Source organism: Nonomuraea sp. NPDC051191, assembly GCF_044455665.1.
Classification (GTDB): Bacteria; Actinomycetota; Actinomycetes; order Streptosporangiales; family Streptosporangiaceae; genus Nonomuraea.
Map to the genome: position 1 here is coordinate 735,313 of NZ_JBITEZ010000001.1, position 18,750 is coordinate 754,062.

Annotated in this window: 19 protein-coding genes and 1 tRNA gene; 12 read left to right on the forward strand and 8 right to left on the reverse strand. The window is 67.7% G+C overall.

The window, feature by feature from the left end:
* The first annotated feature begins 201 nt into the window (after window positions 1-201).
* The 4 genes from ACIA8R_RS03585 (at window position 202) to ACIA8R_RS03600 (ending at window position 1,884) form a co-directional block, all read left to right on the forward strand.
* A complete protein-coding gene (locus tag ACIA8R_RS03585; protein ID WP_397036323.1) occupies window positions 202-480 on the forward strand; it encodes a hypothetical protein in 279 nt (92 codons plus the stop codon).
* An 88-nt stretch (window positions 481-568) separates the two neighbouring features.
* Complete coding sequence (locus ACIA8R_RS03590) at window positions 569-931, forward strand: nuclear transport factor 2 family protein (protein WP_364082947.1); 363 nt, start codon at window positions 569-571, stop codon at window positions 929-931.
* A gap of 246 nt (window positions 932-1,177) precedes the next feature.
* Entirely contained in the window at window positions 1,178-1,513 is a 336-nt protein-coding gene (locus ACIA8R_RS03595; RefSeq protein WP_397036325.1) for a hypothetical protein, read from the forward strand.
* Between the two features lie 17 nt (window positions 1,514-1,530).
* Window positions 1,531-1,884, forward strand: coding sequence for a YbaB/EbfC family nucleoid-associated protein (locus ACIA8R_RS03600; protein ID WP_357692743.1), 354 nt, complete (start codon window positions 1,531-1,533; stop codon window positions 1,882-1,884).
* Between the two features lie 15 nt (window positions 1,885-1,899).
* Here the strand turns inward: ACIA8R_RS03600 and ACIA8R_RS03605 are convergent, their stop codons facing one another.
* Window positions 1,900-2,808 carry a hypothetical protein gene (locus ACIA8R_RS03605; protein WP_397036327.1) on the reverse strand — a complete coding sequence of 303 codons (909 nt, stop codon included), beginning with the start codon at window positions 2,806-2,808 and terminating at the stop codon, window positions 1,900-1,902.
* A 222-nt stretch (window positions 2,809-3,030) separates the two neighbouring features.
* Here ACIA8R_RS03605 and ACIA8R_RS03610 point away from each other — a divergent pair, with 222 nt between their 5' ends.
* The 5 genes from ACIA8R_RS03610 to ACIA8R_RS03630 all read left to right on the forward strand — a co-directional run bounded on the left by ACIA8R_RS03610 (window position 3,031) and on the right by ACIA8R_RS03630 (window position 8,845).
* Complete coding sequence (locus ACIA8R_RS03610; protein ID WP_397036329.1) at window positions 3,031-3,327, forward strand: SRPBCC family protein; 297 nt, start codon at window positions 3,031-3,033, stop codon at window positions 3,325-3,327.
* A gap of 108 nt (window positions 3,328-3,435) precedes the next feature.
* Window positions 3,436-3,987: an RNA polymerase sigma factor gene (locus tag ACIA8R_RS03615; RefSeq protein ID WP_397036331.1), complete on the forward strand. Its 552-nt coding sequence runs from the start codon at window positions 3,436-3,438 to the stop codon at window positions 3,985-3,987.
* The gene (locus ACIA8R_RS03620) at window positions 3,984-4,841 is read left to right on the forward strand and encodes a hypothetical protein (protein ID WP_397036333.1); all 858 of its coding nucleotides are present in this window, start codon (window positions 3,984-3,986) and stop codon (window positions 4,839-4,841) included. Before ACIA8R_RS03615 ends, ACIA8R_RS03620 begins: the two co-directional genes overlap by 4 nt.
* The gene (locus tag ACIA8R_RS03625; protein ID WP_397036335.1) at window positions 4,832-7,975 is read left to right on the forward strand and encodes a S8 family serine peptidase; all 3,144 of its coding nucleotides are present in this window, start codon (window positions 4,832-4,834) and stop codon (window positions 7,973-7,975) included. The genes ACIA8R_RS03620 and ACIA8R_RS03625 overlap by 10 nt, the downstream gene beginning before the upstream one ends.
* Window positions 7,976-8,044: 69 nt before the next feature.
* Window positions 8,045-8,845 (forward strand): hypothetical protein, encoded by an 801-nt coding sequence (locus ACIA8R_RS03630; protein ID WP_397036337.1) that lies wholly within the window; start codon window positions 8,045-8,047, stop codon window positions 8,843-8,845.
* Between the two features lie 59 nt (window positions 8,846-8,904).
* Here ACIA8R_RS03630 and ACIA8R_RS03635 read toward each other — a convergent pair whose 3' ends face one another.
* Both ACIA8R_RS03635 and ACIA8R_RS03640 read right to left on the reverse strand, forming a co-directional pair.
* The gene (locus ACIA8R_RS03635; protein WP_397036339.1) at window positions 8,905-9,387 is read right to left on the reverse strand and encodes a hypothetical protein; all 483 of its coding nucleotides are present in this window, start codon (window positions 9,385-9,387) and stop codon (window positions 8,905-8,907) included.
* A 30-nt stretch (window positions 9,388-9,417) separates the two neighbouring features.
* Complete coding sequence (locus ACIA8R_RS03640) at window positions 9,418-9,903, reverse strand: hypothetical protein (protein WP_397036341.1); 486 nt, start codon at window positions 9,901-9,903, stop codon at window positions 9,418-9,420.
* Window positions 9,904-10,036: 133 nt separating this feature from the next.
* On the opposite strand from ACIA8R_RS03640, the gene ACIA8R_RS03645 reads away from it, so the two are divergent.
* Window positions 10,037-11,416, forward strand: a complete 1,380-nt coding sequence (locus tag ACIA8R_RS03645) for a hypothetical protein (RefSeq protein WP_397036343.1) — start codon at window positions 10,037-10,039, stop codon at window positions 11,414-11,416.
* A 636-nt stretch (window positions 11,417-12,052) separates the two neighbouring features.
* On the opposite strand, the gene ACIA8R_RS03650 is transcribed toward ACIA8R_RS03645, so the two are convergent.
* Window positions 12,053-12,385: a hypothetical protein gene (locus tag ACIA8R_RS03650; RefSeq protein WP_397036345.1), complete on the reverse strand. Its 333-nt coding sequence runs from the start codon at window positions 12,383-12,385 to the stop codon at window positions 12,053-12,055.
* A gap of 78 nt (window positions 12,386-12,463) precedes the next feature.
* Between ACIA8R_RS03650 and ACIA8R_RS03655 the strand changes: the two genes are divergently transcribed.
* Window positions 12,464-14,515, forward strand: a complete 2,052-nt coding sequence (locus ACIA8R_RS03655; RefSeq protein ID WP_397036347.1) for a tetratricopeptide repeat protein — start codon at window positions 12,464-12,466, stop codon at window positions 14,513-14,515.
* Between the two features lie 26 nt (window positions 14,516-14,541).
* Here ACIA8R_RS03655 and ACIA8R_RS03660 read toward each other — a convergent pair whose 3' ends face one another.
* From ACIA8R_RS03660 to ACIA8R_RS03675, 4 genes are all read right to left on the reverse strand, one after another.
* Window positions 14,542-14,931: a hypothetical protein gene (locus tag ACIA8R_RS03660; protein WP_397036349.1), complete on the reverse strand. Its 390-nt coding sequence runs from the start codon at window positions 14,929-14,931 to the stop codon at window positions 14,542-14,544.
* A gap of 217 nt (window positions 14,932-15,148) precedes the next feature.
* On the reverse strand, window positions 15,149-16,378 hold the full coding sequence (locus ACIA8R_RS03665; RefSeq protein ID WP_397036351.1) for a multiprotein-bridging factor 1 family protein: 1,230 nt from the start codon (window positions 16,376-16,378) through the stop codon (window positions 15,149-15,151).
* A gap of 822 nt (window positions 16,379-17,200) precedes the next feature.
* Window positions 17,201-17,274 (reverse strand) — tRNA-Pro (locus ACIA8R_RS03670).
* Between the two features lie 64 nt (window positions 17,275-17,338).
* Window positions 17,339-18,202, reverse strand: a complete 864-nt coding sequence (locus tag ACIA8R_RS03675; protein ID WP_357693535.1) for a metallophosphoesterase — start codon at window positions 18,200-18,202, stop codon at window positions 17,339-17,341.
* An 89-nt stretch (window positions 18,203-18,291) separates the two neighbouring features.
* Here ACIA8R_RS03675 and ACIA8R_RS03680 point away from each other — a divergent pair, with 89 nt between their 5' ends.
* Window positions 18,292-18,747 carry a GatB/YqeY domain-containing protein gene (locus tag ACIA8R_RS03680; protein ID WP_357692621.1) on the forward strand — a complete coding sequence of 152 codons (456 nt, stop codon included), beginning with the start codon at window positions 18,292-18,294 and terminating at the stop codon, window positions 18,745-18,747.
* Window positions 18,748-18,750: the final 3 nt, after the last annotated feature.

Genomic DNA, 18,750 nt, shown 5'->3' on the forward strand with positions numbered 1-18,750 from the left:
GACAAGGGTCGAAAGGTATCGACGCTTGATGTCCTACCGCTGAAGGGCAAATGAATTCACCCCACGACATCACACGAAATTTCGTGACGACCGGTGACATGCCGCACGGTCTGACGCTGAGCCGGTTTCCGAGCCCTTGCCTGCCGGTGAGGTCGCCGATCCGGTCGTTCCCTTCCCCTTGTTGAGGGAAGAAGGGGAAGCATGACCCAAGACCCCTTCGAACCCTCAGGAACCGGGCTCATCACGTCCTGGATCGCCCTCCTCGACAACGCCCGCCACGAGAACCGGGTCATCTCGGTACGCCTGCTGAGCGGCGACTCCTTCACCGGCCACGTCACCCGCCGGGGCGACTCGGTGGTCACGGTCGAGTCCTCGGACCGGGCGTCGGGCGGCGTCCGGGAGCACAACCTCGCCATCAGCGCGATCGTGTCGATCACCTTCGAGCCGCCGGCCGGTCCCGGCGGCGCCTCGCCGGCCTGAGCGCCGGACGCGGCCGGTCCGTCGCACGGGAACGCGTCGTCCCGTATCGTCCGCACCAGCGACCCCGTCCACGTGAGGAATGATCAACATGTCCCACGATGTGGTACGACGCGTTTTCCGCACGGTCGACTCGTTCGACCCCGACAAGTTCGCCGAACTGCTGGCCGAGGACGCCACCCTGGTGTTCGGCAACGCCGAGCCCATGGTGGGACGCGACGCCGTCGCCGACGGCCTGCGGACGTTCTACTCGACCATCGGCGGCCTCCGGCACCGGATCGTCAGGGACTGGCAGGCAGGCCCCGACACGATCGCCGAGACCGAGGTCACGTACCGGCGGCTGGACGGCAAGGACGCCGCGGTGGTGGCCGTCTCCATCTGGCGCACCCGGGACGACGGCCTGATCTCGGACTACCGCATCTTCGCCGATCTCGCCCCGGTCTACGAACCCTAGCCCATGCCCCCTATTCCTGTCGGTATTGTGGACAACCTCGTGGGCCCCGCCCGGTGGCCACGTACCGACAGGAGAACCGCCATGAGCACCCCCGTTCCTCCTACCCCGACCCCGAGCAGCACCCCCGCCCCGAGCCCCAGCAATCCGTCACCCAGCGAGCCCCCGCCGCCGCGCCCAGCGCCCCCGTTCCCGGCCTCCGGCGCGAGCCCGGCGGCCCCCCGGGGTCCCGGGCTGCCGACCACCGAGGTGTACGGCAGCACCTTCACCAAGGCCGCCGGCGCCCTGCTCGCGGAGCGCACCGAACTGGCGACCGACATCCGCCGCATCCTCGACGCCATAGCCGCACTGGGCGACTTCGCCGGCACGGACGGGACCGCGAACACGTTCAGAAAAAGCTATTCCACGGCCCTGAACAAGGCCGAGACCTACGTCGAAGCCTTGCGCGACGTATACCCGGCAGTGGCCGACCGCCTGGACGACATGAAGACCAGCTTCGACGTCGCGAACTGGGCGACCATCGCATCCCTGCCCGAAGTGTCCGACCCGCCCAAGCTTTCCCCCAAGGACGGAAAGCTCACCTGACACCCCAGGAGTCCCCGATGACCACCCCCGAAGACCCCACTCCCTATCTCGACGACGAGATGCGCCACCTCCTCGACCGGTTCCAGGCCGACGTCCGCCCGCTGGAGGAGTTACAGGAGAGCCTCGACGCCGTCCGCGGCCGGGGTGAGGCCGCCGACGGCCAGGTCAGGGCCGAGGTGACGCCGACCGGCGCGCTCGGCGGCCTGCACATCGACCCGCGGGCCATGCGACTGGGCGCCGACGCCCTGGCCGAGGCCGTCCTGGCCGCCGCGAACGCCGCCGCCGAGGACCTCGCCGCCCAGATGACCGGCCTGATGACGACCGGTCTGACCCCTTTCGCCGACGAGATCCGGCGTTTCACCCGGGAGTGACGACGTGACCGGCCCTCAGTACCGTCGCCATCTCCTGAACTGGTCCTGGCCCGCGGCGACCCCGAGCTTGGCGAGCATCTGCTGCCAGGTCGGCAACAGGCTGACCGGGTCGTCCACGACGTCTCCGGGCCTGTTGAGCGCGTTGGCGGTGGTGCTGAAGATGGTGGATCCGGTCAGGAACACGGCCGCGTTCCGCGCCGCCGGGTTCTTCGGCAGCACGTTCGCGGCCTTGCCGAAGTTCGCGGGGTCCACGTGATAGAAGACCATGGCCGCCGCGAAGTTCTTCAGCATGTACTCGCCGCGGTCGCCCCACGACCCGGTGTCCTCGCCCCTCGCCAGCTTGAACCCGTCGACGACCGCCTGGTCGAGAACGGTGTAGGCGAAGCTGCCCCCCACCGCGTAGATGAACCGCTTCCCCACGGCGTTCTCGAACATCCTGATCAACAGCCGCGCCTGCGACCTGCGCATCGCCCAGTTGATCATCACCTGGACCTTCTTGTCGATCGCCGGCCAGCAGAAGAACATCAGCAGTTCCATCCACTGGATCATGGCCATCGTGCGCAACGTGTGCTGGGTCCGCTCCAGCAACTCCGCATAATCCTCGACGGCGTCCGCCAATCCCCGGATGTAGGCGGAAACCCGCGGCGGATAGGGCGCGATCTCCTTGGTGAAATACCGCCTGAACGCGTCAATTCCCGCGCCGGAACTCGGTGGCCGCCAAACCCTGCTCGCCACCTCCTCCACGTCGTCCAGGCTCGCGTCCACCCGTCCCGCCAGCTGGCGCAACAATTCGGCGGCCGCCCGCGCTCTGGCCGGATCGCCGTCGGGATAGGCCACGCTCAACATCTGCAGCACCACGCCCCCGACCCCGACGGCCGAGAACATGAACCCCGCCATCGGCAGCGCTCTGGAAGACGGACTCATTGGACAACTCCATTCTTCTGGCGTTAATCATAGGATCATCCCACCAATCTCATTGATTACGCCAGCCCCAGGCAGAACTGAAGCCTTGAATCGGCACGCAATTGCTCAATAGCCTCAAGGCGGCTCATGTTCTGCATCGGAGGTATCGGTAACCCCCGAATTGGCTCACATCTCCGCCGGTTACCATCCCGATCCGGCACTCATCTTCGCCCGTACCTCGCAATGGCTGTGTCACGTGGAACGACTGCGGACACCGGGCGCGAGACCTGGGACTTCTCCCTGGAGGCCGCCGAGCCCGACGAGAGCGAGCGGGACAGCATCCGCTACATCGACGAGGTGCTCCAGGTGGAGGACATCGCCCTGGTGGAGAGCGCCCAGCGGGGGATGCGCACCCCGGCGTTCACCCAGGGCAAGATCGTCTACGACCTCGACGGCTCGGGCCTGTCGGAACACGCCGTCCACCACTTCCACGGCCTGATCCTGGACGCCTACCGCCGCCATCTCGAACAACGGCCATAGGGCCCACAGCCCCGACGCGAAAGGCCGCTTCCGCGTCTTCGTCTGTCACGCCTGCAACCATCCGGACACCTGCTTGTTGTGACATACCCCTACGGAAGGGACGACCGCGTGGGCCCACCGGACCCCCGGCGACGCTTCGAGGAGCTCTACACCGAGCACTACGAGGCCGTCTCCGGATATGTGCGACGGCGTACCGGCGACCCTCACGACGTCGCCGACGTCATCGCCGAGACCTTCACGACCGCGTGGCGGCGGCTCGGCGACGTGCCGTCCGGCGACCGCGCCCGGCTCTGGTTGTACGGCGTGGCCCGGCGCACCCTGGCCAACCACCGCCGCGGCGAGTCCCGCAGGGCGGCCCTCTCCACGCGCCTGCGCACCGAACTCGAAGAATGGACCGGCCCCGCGATGGAGGCCGTGCCCGAGACCGCCCGCGCGGCCTTCATGCGGTTGTCCGTCGACGACCGGGAGGTGTTGTCGCTCGTCGCCTGGGAGGGGCTCGGCAACGCCGAGCTGGCCCAGGTGCTCGGCTGCTCGCGCCTCGCCGTGCGGCAGCGCCTGCACCGCGCCCGCAAGCGCCTGGCCACCGAGCTCGCCGCCGACGACCCCGATCTCGCCCGGTACGGTCCGCGGGCCGTCCGTCTTGCCAAGGAGACCTCATGAACCCGCAGCTCGACGACGTCGTCAGGCGGCTCGCCCCGCCCGTCGGACCGGGGCTGACGCCCGGCGCCAGGGAGACGATGTACAAGATCATGGAGGAGGAGCCGGCCCCGGCCCCGGCCCTGCCCGCGCGCAGGAGGCGGCGCGCCCTGCTCGCGCTGCCGGCCGCGCTGGGCGCCCTCGCGGCGTCGCTGGCCGTCGTCGTCACCCTCGGGCCCGCCTCGGCCTCTGCCCTCGACGTCAAGGACGAGGGCGGCTACTTCGTCATCGAGGTCAAGGACATGTTCGCCAAGCCGGAGGAGTACCAGCAGCAACTGCGCGACGCCGGGCTCGACATCAAGCTGCGCCTGTTGCCCTCCACGCCCAGCAGCGTCGGCTCGGTCGCCCCGAGCACGGTGGAACCGGACGGGATCGAGGTGATCGACCGTCAGGAAGGCTGCGAGACGGCGGGCGGCTGCCCGATCAGCATCAAGGTCCGCCGGGACTTCAAGGGCTCGGCCGAGCTCGTCCTCGGCCGGGAGGCGCGTCCCGGTGAGGAATACCAGATCATCACCGGCTTCGACGTGCCCGGCGAGCCCATGCACTGCGCGCCGTACTACAACAGGCCCGTCAGCGAGGTGCGCGCCCTGCTCAAGGACCGGGGGGTGGACATCCAGGTGTTCGACGTCCTCGGTCCCGCCTTCTGGACGAAGGACGGCAAGGAGACCGAGCCGGTGACCAAGGCGTCGGTCCCGGAGTCCATGCACGTCGTGGGCGGCTACCTGACGATGGCCGGCAAGGCGGCAGTCCAGGTCAGCGACTCGGACCTGCCCGCCGACCTCGTACGGACGATGAAGGAGAAGACCGGGTGCCCGTGATCGTGCACAAGGCACTGGCCGCCGTCCTGGTGGCCGCGACGGTCGGCGTCGTGCCCGCGCCAGACCTTCCGCAGCCTCCGGATGTGGGCCGGGCGGGCGGTGTCACGTTGATCACCGGGGACCGCGTGATGGTCACCGGCGGCGGCGGATACCGCGTGCGACCGGGGCCGGGCAGGCGGGTGGGGTTCAGCGGCCAGATCCAGGACGGTCACCTGTACGTGATCCCGTCCGACGCCCGGCCGCTGGTCGCCGCGGACCTCCTCGACCGGCGGCTGTTCGACGTCACCCAACTGCTGGCCTGGCGGTACGGCGACGCCGACCGGCCCGACATCCCGCTGATCGTCCAGTCGTCCCAGGGGACGGCCCCGACGTTCCGGGGGGCCGAGCGGGCCCGGCGGCTCGGCGGGCTCGGGATGAGCGCGATGAGCGTTCCCAAGGCGTCCGCCGGGCGGACCTGGCAGGACCTGGCGGCCGGCGCCCGCTCCCTCACCGCCGGATCCACCAAGCTCTGGCTGGACGGCCGCCGCTCCTACAACCTTGACCGGAGCGCCGAGCAGATCGGCGCCACCGAAGCCTGGAAACAGGGCATGACGGGCAAAGGCGTCACGGTGGCCGTCCTGGACAGCGGGTACGACCCCGACCACCCCGACCTGAAGGGCGTGGTGACCCAGGAGAAGAACTTCACCGACGACCCCGACATCCGCGACAAAACCGGCCACGGCACTCACGTCGCCTCGATCATCGCGGGGGCCGACGCGAAGTACCGAGGGATCGCGCCCGGTGCGAAGCTCGCCGTCGCGAAGGCCGGCACCGCCTTCGGACTGACCGAGTCGGCCATCCTGGCGGGCATGGAGTGGGCCGCCGCCGAGGTCAAGGCCAAGATCGTCAATTTGAGCTTCGGCGCTCCCGACACCCTGGGCCTCGACCCGGTCGAGCAGGCGGTGAACACGCTGTCGGAGCGGTACGGCACGCTGTTCGTCGCGGCCTCGGGCAACGACGGCACCACCGTCACCAGTCCCGGCAGCGCCGACGCCGCGCTCACCGTCGGCTCCGTCGACCACCAGGACCGCGTCGCCGCCTCCTCGGGCAGCGGACCCCGCGAGGGCGACCACGCCATCAAACCGGACATCACCGCGCCCGGCGTGGAAATCGTGGCCGCGAAGGCGGACGGGACCGGCACCGAGGCGCACGTGGCGATGTCGGGCACCTCCATGGCCGCGCCGCACGTGGCGGGCGCCGCGGCGATCCTCGCCCAGCTCCATCCCGACTGGACCGGGCAACGGCTCAAGTCCGCGCTGACGGGCAGCGCCATGCCGCTTCCCGGCCTGACGCCGTACCGGCAGGGGACCGGGCGGGTGGACGTCGTCCGCGCGTTGGCCCAGCAGGTCGTCGCCGTACCGGAGCGGGTGTGGGCGTACTTCCCCTCGGACGGTCCGGGGGAGCGGGTGTCCACCGGGACCGTCACGTACGACAACGCCGGCGACACCCCCGTCGACCTCGACCTGACCGCCGACGGCGAGGTGGCGCGGCTCTCCGCCCGACGTCTCCAGGTGCCAGCCAAGGGGCAGGCGACGGTCACCGTGACGATCGACGCCAAGGACAAGCCGCCCGGCGAACACCCGGCGACGATCATCGCCAGGTCGGGCGACACGGTGATCCGCACGCTCGCCGGCGCGTTCGTCGAGCCCGAGTCCCACAACGTGACCGTCAAGGCGCTCGACCGCAACGGCCGGCCCGCCGAGGCGGGCTTCATCCAGGTGTACGACGCGCACACGGGCACCGGCCGCGACGTCCCCTTCATCGACGGGACGGCCAGGCTCAGGCTGCCCGAACGCGAGTGGAACCTGTACACCGAGATCGACGACGACACGGGAGGCACCCTGGCCCACACCCGGCTCGACGTCGACCAGGACCGACAGGTGACCATCGACGCCCGCGACGGCAGGCGAGCCGGCTTCAGCGTGGACGACCCGGACGCCGCGCCGGGCGACCCGCTCGTCGTCGAACTGGCCGACGGCGCCTGGTCCTACGGGTTCGCGAGCTGGGCCGCACCGGGCTGGGACACGTACGTCGTCCCGGCACGCGCGCCGGGCCTGCGATTCCTGATCAGGAGCCTCTGGAAGAGCAGGACCCGCACGCCGAGCCCGTACGTCTACGACCTGGTGAACATCCACACCGACGGGCTGCCGGACAACCCCGTTCACGCCGCCCGGCGCGCGGACCTGGTCAAGGTGACGGCGACGTACCGGGCCGCGGCCACGGCGGCGACCGGACTTCCGTACTCCGGCCCGAGGCTCGTCGAGGACAGGCCCGGGATCGGGGCGAGCCCGGACCAGGAGGTGGAGCTGCCGAGCACCCTCACCCACTACCGGACGCCGGGGCTGGTGTGGGACAGCGGGTTCGAGGTCGGCACGTCCGTCGTGGCCGGCGCCCCGGTCAGGTTGGAGCGGGGGAGCACCACGGAGGTGTGGAACGCCGCCGTGACCGGCCCGTCCGCGCCCGTCGCGACCCGATCGGGTGACGAGCTGACCGTTCCCATGGGCGGCCTGTTCGCCGACGGCGTCGCCGGCCACAGGGGCGCCGATGACGCGGCCACCGGCACCGCCACCCTCGCCACCGGCGGCCGGACGCTGGCCGAGACCGACCTGGCGGGATGCGCGACGGAACGGCCCGCCGACTGCGTGCTCCACGCCGCCCTGTCACCGGAGGCCGCCACGTACACCCTGAAGGCGTCGGCCCGCCGCCAGGTCCCCTACTCCACCCTCTCGACCGCCGTGGAGTCCGTCTGGACGTTCCGCTCCTCCAGGGCCGACGGCCGCCGTCCGCCGCCCCTGACCGCGGTACGCCTCACCCCCACCACCCTGGACGACCACAACCGCGCCCGCCCGGGCACCCGCACCCCCTTCACCCTGACACTCGAACCCCCCCAGGAGAGTATGCGCGTACGCCTTGAGACCTCCTCCGACGACGGCCGCACCTGGCGTCCCGTCCCGGTGACACGATCCGCCCAGGGCTGGCTGGCGGTGGTCCCCAACCCCCGCACAGCGGGATTCGTCTCCCTGCGGGCGACCGTCATCGACACCCCCACCACCCGGCTGACCCAGACGATCATCCGCGCCTACGCGGTGGGCTGAACCGGTGCCCGGCCGTCCATCGGGGGAACGGCCGGGCACAATTCCCTCCAAACGCGTAGCTTGGCCGCCATGGTGGACAGCGAGCAGCCAGGAGCTGCTTTCGGCAACCTGTGGGCGGACGCGGTGGGCCCCGGCGGCGGGGTCGACCGTGATCGATGTGACTGCTTCGACCAGTTCAGGCGGCAGCAGCCGAGGAACGTGCGATTCCACGCCGAGCGACAGGACACCTCAGCGGCCGGATGGCACCATCTGCTGGCCCTGATCGAGGAAGCCGCCGCGGACGGCCGCGAGGTGTTCCGGCCGCTGACGGAGCTGAGCCCGGACGAGCGGCGGCAGATCGTGACCCTGCCGCCGACGATCGCCAAGCTGGTCGCGGTCAAGCACCTCGTGCTGTACGGGAGCAACCTGGTCAGGATCCCGCCGGAGATCGGCGCGATGACCGCTCTGGAGGAGTTCAGCCCTTACACCTCTCGCCGGCTGCACTGGTTCCCCTACGAGCTGACCAGGTGCGAGAAGTTGCGGCGCAGCACGGTCAGCACCCGCTCCGTGTACGGCAACTACAAGCAGCGTCCGTCGTTCCCTCGGCTGCGGTCCGGCCCGGACGCCGCCGACAGTCCCGACCTCGGTGACCTCGATCCCGAGGTCTGGGGCGCCACGGCCGTTCGTACGTGCAGCGTCTGTGACCAGCCGATCAGCGAGGCCGGCCCCCATCAGGTGTGGATCTCCCTGCGAGTCGCCACCGACGTCCTGCCGCTCCTGGTCAACGCCTGCTCTCCGGCCTGCGTCGAGGCGTTGCCCAGCGCCGCCGAGGGGTACGTCCCCACATCCCACACGGGCGGCCTCTCCGTGCGTCAGCCCGCCCCTGACTGACGCAATGTGTCACCGGAGACCGGCCGCACACCGGCGAAGTACGGCCGGTCGCGCACGCCCTAGAGCGCGATGACCAGGACGACGAGGGCGGCGAACCACCCGAGCGTCAGCACGGGCGACAGCTCCGCGTAGCCGGAGCCGGCCGGCAGACCGGCCGTGCCCAGACCGGCCACCGCCCAGCGCAGGACGTCCAGCAGGGCGGCAGGGGAACTGTCGCCGAGTGAGCACATCCGGCTGACGAAGGCGTCCGTGATCAGCCAGACCGTGACCAGGGCGCCGGCCGTGACGGCGTTGCCGATCAGGTCCCTGACCGGCTCATCCGGGAGTTCGCCGCTCGCGTAGGTGGCCACCAGCGAGGCGGGGACCATGCAGATCGTCCAGGTCTGGGCCCTGGCGAAGGCGTCGCCCGGTCGCCGCAACGGCAGCAGCCCGGCGGCGCACAGGCCCCAGCCGACGGGGTCGAACAGCAGGTCGAGGCCACTGAGCCGGACCGCGCAGAAGGCGATGACCAGCCCGGTGACGATCTTCGTGACGGGACGCAAGCGCACTGCCCTTCTCGTGTCGAACGGCCGTCAGAGCTCGCCGCTCACCGTCTGGTTGCACGCCAGGCCGGCCAGGCCGCGCTGCCAGGCCACGGGAACGCTGCCCGTGCTTCCCGTCAGCTGCCACGAAGTCGGCGTCACCTCCGACGAACCCGTCCCCAGCCAGGTCCGGTAGGTGTAGCGGATCGGCTGCGGCTCGTGCGGCACCGCCGCGCAGTCGGTGATGACGAACCGCCGGGTCACCGGCCTGATGCCGCCCCCCTCGACGGTGATCACCGCGGGGTCGTCATCCGTTTTCTCGGGAGGGAGCAGGCGCAGGCCCGGTATGGACATCGAGATATCCGTGACCGTGAATGCGGAGGCCGTCTCGTTCTCGATCTCGATCACGGCAACGGTGGACAGCACGCCATTGTCGTTCACCTCGCCGTGAACAAAGAAGTCGTCGATTTCCCAGCGGATTCGCGGCGTCACCGACCCGGACCACCACAAGCCCGTCGCCGCCACGCACATCAGCACGAGACAACTGGACACCGCGACCGGTAATCGGGTACGCGGGGCGACACCGAATTGGCGCCATATATCCGCTGAACTCACGAGATGGAACCATATATCGTGACGCCTTGTGACGATACCCCCGACGATTCTCTGGTTGGCGGTGGTGATCACCTTGATCGTCGCAGCTTTACCCCTCAGCCGGGGGAGCCTCGACAGGTTCGCCGCTCTGACGGGTCTCACCGTCACCGGGAGCAATGCCCGTCAGGTCATCGACCATTTCGCCGGTCTGCGCCGGTGGCGGCTGGCGGCCGTCGTCCTCGCGGCTCCTGTGGCGGGTCTGACCGCGGATCCGTTCTTTCTCGTCCTGGGGTGGTGCGCCATTCCGATATCCCGTGTCGTACGGCCGCCGGCCGCCTACGCCATTTATCGCCGGGCCTGGCTGCTCTCCGTGTGCGGCTCCGCCGTGACAGGTTGCTACCTTCTGGCGGTACGGGGAATCACCCCGACCCGGCTGGTCCACACGGTCATCGTGGTTGTGGTGGTGACGGCGATATCGCGCGCCGAACGAAATACCGGGCCCGAAATGCCGGACGAAACGCAGTCGGCCATTCGTCGATGGTCCGTCCGCACCGGCTATTTGGCGGGAGCCGCGACGGTGCTCGCCGGCGCCCTCGTCACTCCTCAGCAGGAGACGCCGGCCGAAATGCCGCAGTACACACTGCCCAGGCAGTTCCCGGAGCGGCAGGTCGCCTCCGGCGAGAAGATCGGCAAGGTGAAAGGGCCCACCTGTCCGTGGTTGGACGAGATGGACGACCCCTGCCGCTACTGGCTGCTGGACGATGTGCCGTTCACGCAGGCCGCGCCGTACGTCGTCATGAAAGGAGGGGCGCCGAAGGCGGCACCGCTCCTGGTCAGCCCCGATCGGCGCTCCGTCGTCTACCTGGACCGGACCTCGCGCCGCATGGTCCACCAGATCACGGGGAACCGGCACGACCTCAGCGAGCCGCTCGCCGACGCGGACGTGCCCGAGGTGAGCATCAGCGAACGCGGCAGGTACATAGCCCTCACCAAGAACGGAACCCGCGTCATCGACACCAGGTCGTGGAGCGAGATCACCCTGCCCGGCGCGCTGAAAGTGCTCCAGGTCAACTCCGCGGGGACGGTGGTCACGACGGCCTCCAGACTGGTGGCCCACGACCATCGCGGCAAGGAACTCCTGAACATCCCCCTCCCCGAACTGCTCCTGGACTCCCACACCGCCTTCCTCGAACCGGACGGCAGTCGACTCGTGGTCATCAGCGACTCCGGCAACCTCGTGGAGACGTACGACCTCACCACCCGTGAGCGCATCCATCGCGTGCGCCCGCGCCTCCCCGACGGGGATCCGATCGAGCGGGGAGTGGGCTGGTCGAGCAAGGGCCCGTTCCAGGTCTACCGCGACGCGGGACCGGAAGAACGCACCGACTTCTACCTCGACCTCGCGACCGGCACCACCAGACACATCAATAACGGCCACCGCCCCAAAATCCAGTAGCGCGATACGTCGCCCATCCCCGTCGAATGGGTCACCCGGAAACAAGTAAGGCCGCCTCCGAACTACGGAAGCGGCCTTCTACCTGCGGCAATCCTGTCGGGGTGGCGGGATTTGAACCCGCGACCTCTTCGTCCCGAAGGGAAAAATGGGCAGTTTGAGAATGTTGATCTGAGCCGATCGGGGCGCCTCTCACCTTAGAAAACACTCCGGGGAGGACGTGGGAAGCCTGAAGGAGCCGCAAGGAAGTGGCTCCCCAACTTGGCTCCCGTGGCTCCTTCCCGGTGTGGGAGAGGACTCTTGATCGAGTCTGGACGACAACGACAGGCGTTGACCTGAGGAGGCCCCGTCCTCGTCAGGTATCCCTACGCGACGGCCAGAACGACGGCCGCGCTTCATTGCCCTGGCTACCGGGCACCATCCTGGACCAATGCGGTCCCGACGGGTGGCAAGTCGTCGTCGAGGTGTCAGCACTGGCCGTCCGTGGCCCCGGCGCGTCCATCTGACCAACAGCCGTCTGTACGGTACCGATCTGCGGCATCCTTGGAAGCAGGTATCCGTCCTGACGACGCGGACGCGTGCACGAGCCTGATCCATCCGGCGCTTCGATAGGGGTGACTTGTGACTGGGCAAGGGCCTTCACGACAGGAGTTGGTTCGGCGACGGCGTCGAAGCGGACTGGTCGGCCGCCATGAGGAACAAGCCGCATTCAGAGAGGCTCTGCAGCAGCCCCCGGAAGAAGTGGCACATTTTCTCTTCCACATCCACGGTCAAGCCGGAGTGGGAAAATCCACTCTGGCGCGGCAGCTGGAATTCCTCGCCCGCGAGGCTAAAGCCATCACTGCCTATATCGACGAATCCGTGGCCGACGCTGTCGAGGCAATGGGGGCCATCAGTTCGCAGTTTGCCCAGCAGGGTATAGACCTTAAGGCTTTCGACAAGTTGTCGAAGGCCTATCGGCAACGACGGCACGAGGCGAGCGCGAGCGCGAGCTTGGCCTCAGAACCCGGAGGGACAGATCAAGGAGCTCAGTCGGCGGACCCGTCCCCGATGAGTGTGATCGGCTCGCAAATCGCGCTGGCGGGGCTCGGTATGGTCCCCGGAGTAGGGTCATTCACCAGTATGCTTGACCCGAACCAGGTGGCGGCGGGCGCCGACCGTTTCAAGGCGCTAGTAAGTGCGCGTTTTCATAGCCAAGAAGACGCCGATCTCATTCTAACTCCGTTGCAGATCCTCACTCCTGCGTTTCTCCAAGGGGTGGCGGATGCCGCGGAGCGCCGCCCCTGGGTGGTCCTGTTCTTTGACACCTATGAGCGCACGGCGCCGGTTCTGGACCTGTGGCTGCGCGACATCCTTTTCTACGACCGATATGGCCGGATGCCGGCCAACGTGCTCATCGTCCTAGCAGGACAATCCCGGTTGAATCCTCAATGTTGGGGCGATTGGCTCGATCTGGTGACTGACCTCCCACTGGACGTTTTCACCGAAACAGAAGCACATCAGTTCATCGCTTCCAGGGGGATCAGCGACGAGAAAATCACCGAGGTAATTTTGGATCTGTCCGGTCGATTGCCGGTTTTGGTCTCCACTCTCAGCGAAGCGCGCCCATCCAGCGTCGCGGAGATCGGGGACCCCAGCGGTACGGCCGTCGAGCGGTTCCTCAAATGGGAGACCAATCCAGTTCGCCGCGCCGCTGCCATGGCGTGCGCTCTGCCACAAGAGCTCGACGAGGACATCTATCGCATTGCCGTCGAGGAAGAAGCGGAAGAGGAGTTCGGCTGGCTCCAGTCACTGCCGTTCTTCATCAACCGCGTCGACCGCGGCCACTATCACGATGTCGTACGTTCAGCGATGCTGCGCCTGCAGCGTCAGCAATCCCCGCACCGATGGACGGAGCAGCAGACTCGTCTGGCGGACACGTTCCAGGAACTCCGTGTCCAGTTGGAAGGGGACATCGCGCCGGCGAGTGACCGATGGGACGACAGCCGATGGCGTCGTTACAAACTGCAAGAGACTTACCATAGGCTGTGCGCAGACTATCGCGGGGCGCTTCCGTACGTACTGCGTGAGCTTCTCGACGCTCAGGACCATGACATCGCGACTCTGCGGCGATGGGTTCAAACCCTGGCACGGGCCGGCCAGGATGCCGATGCCATCGACGTGCGCAGGTGGGCGAAGGAGCTTTCGGCCGCACTCGAAACCAGCGACTCGGGCATCACCGCACTGACGCTCCTAATAGCCCGTGGAGGTTTTGATGCTTCCGGAAAGCATCTCGCCTACGTGCTGCGCGCCTGGGAACACCGCCAAGCCGGTAGCTATGAGCAAGCCCTGGCCGACTGTAATGCGGCGTTTCGGTTCGAGGTGACTGGCCGGGTCCTCCGAAACCGGGGTGAAACTTATCGCCTCATGGGTCGGTATGAGGAGGCGTTGGTTGACTTTGACCGTGCGCTGGAACTCGAGCCGGACTATGTGTGGGCTGTTGTGAGCCGCGGTCAGACTTACGAGTCTATGGGTCGATATGAGGAGGCGTTGGCCGACTTCGACCGTGCGCTGGAACTCAAGCCCGACTATGCATGGGCCTTTCGCGGCCATGTCCTTCGCCTCCTCGCCCGGCATGAGGAGGCCCTGGCCGACTTCGACCGCGCGCTCGAAGTCGAGCCCAACAGCTGCTTCTCCGTCAGCAACCGCGGCGTTGTCTTCCGCGTTCTGGGTCATTACGCGGAAGCGCTGGCCGATCTCGATCGCGCCATCGTCATTGACCCGGGCAGCGGCTGGGCTTACTACGAAAAGGCGGTTGCCCTGTACGCGATGCGGGACCTGGGATACGAGGCATGCGCCATCCGTGCCATAGAGCTCTGCTCATCTTTGGGCGACGATGGCATGCAGGAAATAGCTGATACAGGAAATCTCGTGCTCGCTCACTGCCTGATGTCGCGATGGGCGGAAGCCGACAGGCATCTTTCTGCCTTCTTGAATAGGAAGCCGTCACGTGGAAATCTCATGGAGCTTTCAATAGTTCTGGATACTCTACGGCCAGTGATCCCTTCAGCCGAAGACCACATTTCATCCTTCCGTAATCGATTGGAAGTCGCGCTCGGATGATGTCTTGTGATCAGGCCAGATGCCGGTCATGGAGTTGCTGACTGGGAAGGGGAGTGCTTGAAGTACTTCGGCGAAGAGTTCGACATCCCGTTCGTTGGATGTAGCCGCCGCTCTAGCTCGCGCTTCTCCTCTTGCAGAGTGGCAATCTTGCTATGAAGGCGATGCTCTATGTTCGTCTTATCCGTCTGGGGGCTGGTCGCGTCGACGCGAAATTGCTTGGCGATTATGGCAAGCTTGCGAACGAGTAGGATGAGCGCAGTAATGAGCCCTATGGCCATCCAGAGGACAATAAACAGATTCTTCTGGACCCAGGTTCGTACACCATCGGCAGTGATCAGTGCTACGACAGCCGAAACATCGGCGATGATCATGGCAGGGGATGCCGCAATACGCTCTACGGGGCCCGGAGTGGACATGAGGAAAAGAATAGAGCGTCATCGGCTCATCACCTCCCAAGATCCATGCGCTCCACGGTAGCTGTAACACTGGGGGACCTGCTGGTTGTTAGAGTCCGCCGCCGGTCAAAGGCGCGGGGCGGCAGTGACAGTGATTGCTCTGAGATGTCCCTGCCGATGTTGATATTTCAGCACGTCAGAAGCGGTGAGGGACAGCAGGGACAGCAGGGACAGCTCCTCAACGCTCCTTGGAGATCAATGACTCTTTGATCGCCTTCGCGCCAGGGGCTCTCATTGCCGCCAGATCGCTGGCGGCGCGGCGGAGTTCGGTCACGGCGTACGCGTTGACGGCAACAGCATCCGGGGCTACCTCCACGGCGATGGTGGTTGCGGCTTCGGCGTCGCCCTGGAGAATGTGGGCTCGTGCTAGGCAGGCTCCGAACCAGGCTCGGTCGCGACGATAGTGCTCAGGCAGGGTTGATAGGCCGCGCTCAACGAACTCGGCGGCGCGGCGGCCGTCTCCGAGTTCCAGTTCGGCCATGCTGCGTTGCATGAGGAACCAGCCCTCGTCGTAGAAGTACATCCAGGGTGGTTCGTCTTCGGGGTGTTCGGCGGCGGTGCGGATGAGGTCTTCGGCTTCGGCGAGGCGGGTGCGGGCCTTGTTGGCTTCACCCATTTGGGCGTGGCGTCGGCCGGCCATTTGGGCGGCCATGCCTTGGACGCCGTACGTGGTGCGGCCGTCGTGCCAGCGGGAGGCTTCGGCCAGGCGGATGCAGCGTTGGGCGTCGCCGAGGCTCCAGGCTTGGTGGGCGCGCATGTTCAGGGTGGTGGAAGCGAGGCAGGCGTCTCCGGCCTCGACGGCCCAGGCGTGGGAGCGGTCGTACCAGGCCAGGGCTGCCGCGTGCTGCCGGGAGTCCTGGCACATCCAGGCGAGGAACTGGGCGTACTGGGCCAGGGCTGCTACGGCGCGGTCAGCGAGGGGGCCGCGGGCTCCTCGGGCGAGGTCGGCCACGGTGGACAGCTGGGCGTGGATCAGCGGTAGGAGAGGGCGGCTGCCGATCGTGTCCTCGACGCGGCGGTGTTCGGCGAGGCAGTGTTCCAGCCATTCCACCGTCGCCAGATCGACGCGGGAGGGGTGCTCGATGGCGCGGGTGATGCGTTCGTAGAGGTCGGCGTCGGGGGCCAAGGTGGGGAGGGCGAGGGCGGGGACGGGCTTGATGATGGTGCCGAACAGCTGGTCTTCGGTCAGGCCGAACGCCTTGCAGTAGAGCTGGGTGTAGAAGGCGTCGGGGCGGTGTTCGCCGGTCTCGTGGCCTCGGATGCGGCGGATGACGTTCGGCAGCTCGGGGAGGGGTTTGTCGGAGGCTCTGGCCAGCTGTTGTGCCAGCTCGCGTTGGGACCAGCCCTTGCTGTTGCGGGCGGCGAGCAGGCGGCCGGCCCAGACGGGGGCCGTTGCGTTGTCGCTCATCCGGTGCACCTCCGGGGACAGGCGGACACGGGGGCGGACAGCGGGGTTCGCCGCTCAGTGTCCTCTTCTGACGTAGTACCGCGCGTGGCTCTCATGTAGTCGTGCACCAGGACATCGATGGTTTCTACTCGTGGGCTGCTTGCGATCAGTACGGCCGTGGGTCGTGCGGCATAACCGGTGAGGCCGAGCAGGCGGCCGCGCTTCTGCGGCAGGCGCTTGAGTCGTTAGCGCCCGGTGCCACGGGCTCGGTCCAGCTCGTGCATCTCGACCGGTACGCCTCGAAGCCCTCCTACATCTACGGCGCGACCGTACTGCGTCTCCACAGAGCGAGGCCGACCCGATGTGAACGCCCGATCAGGCATCGCAGGAGGCGACCGCGGTTGCCTCCTGCGCGCGAACCGAAGGCAAGCCCTCATGTACGTGTGGACGCCGCATGTCCCGTACGGTCCGCGTCCTGTCCGGGTGCGGGAGATCTCGTGTTGCGGTGAGTACGAGTGGTGCTGCGAGGCAGGGCAGTTCCTCATCCGTCGCCACAGCGGGGAGAACGGGTACGAGGAGACCGCCCGAGGGCGCCACGCCACCGCTCGCCTTGTGTGGGCCACGCTGATCGCCGCGCACAGGCACGGGCAGCCGAAACGCTGATATCTCACATCCGGTTGGGCGCCGGCCCCAACTTCGTCGGAGCGCCGTGTGATCGCCCTTCAGTGCGGACGTGGCAGATCAGAGTCATGGGTGCCGTCGTCTCGGACATTGTTGGTTACCCAGAAACAAGTAAGGCCGCTTCCAAGTTTCGGAAGCGGCCTTCTACCTGCGGCGATACTGTCGGGGTGGCGGGATTTGAACCCACGACCTCTTCGTCCCGAACGAAGCGCGCTGCCAAGCTGCGCTACACCCCGATGCACGCCCGTCTTGCGCGTGCTTGAGAAAGTCTAGCGGACTTCGCGGGTACTCGTGACCGCCTCAGCGTCGCGGAACCAGCGTGAGCAACGACGCCTCCGGGAAGCACGCGAAGCGGGCAGGTGCGTACGGCGAGGTGCCGAGGCCGGCGGACACGTGCAACCAGGCGCTTTCGTGCCGGCTCAGGCCCTTCACGCGGGCGCGGTCGATGCCGCAGTTGGTGACCAGGGCGCCGTAGAACGGGACGCAGAGCTGGCCGCCGTGGGTGTGGCCGGCGAGCAGGAGCTGGTAGCCGTCGTCGGCGAAGCGGGTCATGTTGCGGGGCTCGGGGGAGTGCATGACGCCGAGGCGGAGGTCGGCGTCGGCGGGGGCCGGGCCGGCGACCAGGTCGTAGCGGTCGCGGGAGATGTGGGAGTCGTGGATGCCCGCCACCGCGACGTCGAGGTCGCCGATCTTGATGCGGGCGGTGGTGTTGTTCATGTCCAGCCAGCCCTCGGCGGCCATGCCGGCGCCCAGCTCCTCCCACGGGAGGTTGGGGATGTGCTGGCGGCGGTCGTTCTTGGACGTACGCCAGAGGTAGCGGGCCGGGTTCTTGGGCTGGGGGGCGTAGAGGTCGTTGGACCCGTAGACGAACAGGCCGGGGCGGGACAGCAGGGGCTCCAGGGCGTGCAGGAGCGCGGGGACCGCTTCCGGGTGGGCGATCGAGTCGCCGGTGTTGACCACCAGGTCGGGCTCCAGGGCGCCCAGGGAGCGCACCCAGTTGATGAGCATCGTGCGGTTGGGGGTCAGGTGCAGGTCTGAGAGGTGCAGCACGCGTACGGGACGCCGGCCGCGCTCCAGCACCGGCACGTCGAAGCGGCGCAGACGGAACCAGTTGCGCTCCACGACGGAGGCGTAGCCCAGCCCGGCCAGGCCGAGACCGATCATGGACAGGGGCACTGCGACGGCTTTCCTCACGTACTCATGATGCCTGACAACGGGCACGAGGCGTCCCGGCAGACGGCAAGATGGACCGCATGAGCGCAATGAAGGACAAGCTGAAGGCCGATCTCACGGCCTCGATGAAGAGCCGGGACGAGGTGCGTCTCCGGACGATTCGTATGGCTCTGGCGGCCGTGAACGTCGAGGAGGTGGCGGGCAAGCAGGCCAGGGAGCTCAGCGATGACGAGGTCATCAAGGTGCTGACCAAGGAGGCCAAGAAGCGGCGCGAGGCCGCCGAGGCGTTCCAGAACGCGGGACGCACCGAGCAGGCCCAGGCCGAGCTGGACGAGCAGGCCGTGCTGGAGGAGTACCTGCCGGCGCAGCTCTCCGACGAGGAGCTGGCCCAGATCGTCGACGCCGCCGTGGCCGAGACCGGCGCGTCGGGGCCGCAGGCCATGGGGCAGGTCATGAAGGTGGTCAACCCCAAGGTGGCGGGCAAGGCCGAGGGCGGCCGCGTCGCCGCTGCCGTACGCGCCCGCCTGACGGCCTGACCC

Coding starts and splice junctions, on each gene's coding strand:
- ACIA8R_RS03585 (WP_397036323.1), top strand. CDS start 202: ATGACCCAAGACCCCTTCGAACCCTCAGGAACCGGGCTCATCACGTCC.
- ACIA8R_RS03590 (WP_364082947.1), top strand. CDS start 569: ATGTCCCACGATGTGGTACGACGCGTTTTCCGCACGGTCGACTCGTTC.
- ACIA8R_RS03600 (WP_357692743.1), top strand. CDS start 1,531: ATGACCACCCCCGAAGACCCCACTCCCTATCTCGACGACGAGATGCGC.
- ACIA8R_RS03605 (WP_397036327.1), bottom strand. CDS start 2,808: ATGAGTCCGTCTTCCAGAGCGCTGCCGATGGCGGGGTTCATGTTCTCG.
- ACIA8R_RS03610 (WP_397036329.1), top strand. CDS start 3,031: ATGGCTGTGTCACGTGGAACGACTGCGGACACCGGGCGCGAGACCTGG.
- ACIA8R_RS03620 (WP_397036333.1), top strand. CDS start 3,984: ATGAACCCGCAGCTCGACGACGTCGTCAGGCGGCTCGCCCCGCCCGTC.
- ACIA8R_RS03630 (WP_397036337.1), top strand. CDS start 8,045: ATGGTGGACAGCGAGCAGCCAGGAGCTGCTTTCGGCAACCTGTGGGCG.
- ACIA8R_RS03655 (WP_397036347.1), top strand. CDS start 12,464: ATGAGTGTGATCGGCTCGCAAATCGCGCTGGCGGGGCTCGGTATGGTC.
- ACIA8R_RS03660 (WP_397036349.1), bottom strand. CDS start 14,931: ATGTCCACTCCGGGCCCCGTAGAGCGTATTGCGGCATCCCCTGCCATG.
- ACIA8R_RS03665 (WP_397036351.1), bottom strand. CDS start 16,378: ATGAGCGACAACGCAACGGCCCCCGTCTGGGCCGGCCGCCTGCTCGCC.
- ACIA8R_RS03675 (WP_357693535.1), bottom strand. CDS start 18,202: ATGATCGGTCTCGGCCTGGCCGGGCTGGGCTACGCCTCCGTCGTGGAG.
- ACIA8R_RS03680 (WP_357692621.1), top strand. CDS start 18,292: ATGAGCGCAATGAAGGACAAGCTGAAGGCCGATCTCACGGCCTCGATG.